A 522-nucleotide genomic window follows, 5' to 3' on the forward strand; every position below is an offset into this window, starting at 1 on the left:
ATCTTCATTTATCTTATACACTATACCGAATACGACCTCTCCCGAAGTTGATGAAGTATAAGGCTTTGAAACATAGAACTCTTTACCTTTCTCGAATGTTTCGATAAAATAATCACGTTGAATTTTTTTAACATTAACTTCTGTAATTTTTCCAGACATATCGTAAAGCGAACCTTCACGGTCAAAAAGGAAGACACCGATACTAATATTACCAAAAATATTATGAATTGATTGCAGTTGGTTAGTAAGGTTAGAGGATAAACTACCATTTTTATAACTATCATCATCTATTTTTATTGAAGACAAAATGTGTTTGTAAATTTCTAGTTTTTCTGTCATCTTTCCGTTAATTGTTGAGTTTTTCTCATGAAGTATCTCCTTGTTTAATCGAATACTTTCATTGTGGAAAGACCAAAAATTCAAAGATGCGATGATTAAAATAATCATTGTGATGATTAGAACCATTGAACCTATGACTTGTAATTTAAATTTTTTCACATTGTTTTTCCATTATTTTCTGCT

Annotated in this window: 1 pseudogene; it reads right to left on the minus strand. The window is 29.5% G+C overall.

The window, feature by feature from the left end:
- Window positions 1-498, minus strand: a pseudogene (locus AB4496_RS28985) (methyl-accepting chemotaxis protein); the annotation flags it as partial.
- Between the last annotated feature and the right edge of the window lie 24 nt (window positions 499-522).

This window comes from Vibrio sp. 10N.222.46.A1, from assembly GCF_041473595.1.
GTDB lineage: Bacteria > Pseudomonadota > Gammaproteobacteria > Enterobacterales > Vibrionaceae > Vibrio > Vibrio tasmaniensis_A.